Origin of the sequence: Cognatundibacterium jejuense, from assembly GCF_014284255.1 — a bacterium.
Lineage (GTDB): Bacteria > Pseudomonadota > Gammaproteobacteria > Burkholderiales > Burkholderiaceae_D > Undibacterium > Undibacterium jejuense.
The window spans coordinates 1-1,804 of sequence record NZ_JACOFV010000039.1 but is presented as its reverse complement, the minus strand read 5'-3'; the positions used below and the strand labels follow the sequence as shown (position 1 = coordinate 1,804).

Sequence of the window (1,804 nt, the reverse complement as noted above, 5' to 3'; positions counted from 1 at the left end):
TCGCGCTTGTTGACCCCTCCGCAGGGGGTTGCACCCCCTCTCCTCGCTGCGCTCGCGGACTCGCACCCCCGTGGTAGGGCTGCGCCCTTCCCCCGCCTTTGGCGGCTCCCCCAAACCCCTAGCGCCCTTTGGGCGCGGCTTGCAAGGGGAAGGCTGGGTTAAGTCGGGAAAACGTCGCCACGGCGGTTTTGAAGGGTTTTAAAAGCTTTTTTTAAACGCTTTTAAGGCCAAGCGAAGCGCGGAGTAAATCAAGCGTGACAGCCCGAAGGGTGCGCCGTAGGCGCATTTGGCGCAGCCAAACTGGTCGCAATCAAGCGAGAGCGCGAAGAGTTAACAGTTAGCTTGTGAAAACGCTATGTAACACAAATGTTTTACACGTTAACCTTTTGTTTTTTATAGAAAATGGCATTTTTCTTTGAAAATTTCTGTTTTTTTTATTTTTCGTGTAACACAAGCTAAAACTAAGCTGGGCGCGGGTCGTAGCCGTTTTTTTTGCTCGCTGTAAGCGTGCGTCATGTGTGTAGTTAAATTGGGGGAGTTTTGGGGTTTTAAGGCTCTATTTTTTGACTGATAAAAAATATTTTACCGCCTGATAAATTGCAGAAAATGGAAACCAAAAAGTCTCCCAGCCTTCTTTTAAGCCTTCAATAAAGTTTGATTTTAGCTTGCCCATTATTTCATTCCATTCCATTAAAAATATAGTGGGTCGTTCAACTGCGTTGAACTAAAAAAGAAGCACACATGACGCACCTACAGTGTTTAGCGTAAAAACCTTAAAACCGTTGCTGGACAACGGTTTTGGCGTAATACACTTTATGATTAGGTCGTATTACAAATGTTCGCTGTAAATGCTTATTTCCGTTGTCCAGCAACGGTTTTAAGGCGTATACAATTCTTCCAATTAGTCAGTTAGTCGGCGCTGTCCGCGTGCTTCTAATTCTTCACGCTTTGCTTGATCATCACTGCTAACGCCTCTCACATATTCTGTGATGAATTTCACGCGATCGCCGTTGAAAAACAAATGTGGGTTTATCCAAAACTTATTTGGAATATCGCTGTAAGCGATGAAGCCATGCTTAAGCAATTCCTTCAGACCTCGATAGAATGTTGATTCAGGTATGTCAGGGTCAGTTTTGCTTACGGTCATAAAATTCAACCAAATGCTATCCGTATCTTTTTCACATAATTTCAAAATCGATTGGAAAACGCGCTGCGACGATTTCGTTAAGCCAAACGTCTTAGATAGACCTTCGAGGTAGACCTTTGCGAATCGTTCTGCGTCAACGATTTTGCGCTGATAGATGGCATTTACGTTTGAGACTTCACCTGTTGACGTATCTACCAATTCACGTGCGGATCCAACCTTCACAGTCTTTTCCTTGAAAACCAATTCGCGTACCTGGACAAGAGGGTTTTGTTCGTAGCGAACTTTTGATACTTTAACTTCCATCTCGGGTGCCTTTTTTGACTGTTTGACTGTCAGTATTATGTCTGTAAAACTCTCAATTTGCAACCTGTTTTTGAAAGTAAAACTAACCATTTCTGAGAGTTTAACTAGCCATTTCTGAGAGTCGCTTTTACGCCAGCACTACGTTTCCGGCGTTTTCCTTCTTTATTCTTTATTCCCGAGATGGGAATGCTGTATAAACAGCCCCCGCAAGCGGGGGATGACGCGCTTCGCGCTTGTTGACCCCTCCGCAGGGGGTTGCACCCCCTCTCCTCGCTGCGCTCGCGGACTCGCACCCCCGTGGTAGGGCTGCGCCCTTCCCCCGCCTTTGGCGGCTCCCCCAAACCCCTAGCGCCC

General features: G+C 46.3%; 1 protein-coding gene. It reads right to left on the bottom strand.

Annotated features, from left to right (window positions below; genetic code table 11):
* Nucleotides 1–901: 901 nt before the first annotated feature.
* Nucleotides 902–1,450, bottom strand: a complete 549-nt coding sequence (locus tag H8K32_RS19895) for a replication/maintenance protein RepL (RefSeq protein ID WP_186914368.1) — start codon at nt 1,448–1,450, stop codon at nt 902–904.
* Between the last annotated feature and the right edge of the window lie 354 nt (nt 1,451–1,804).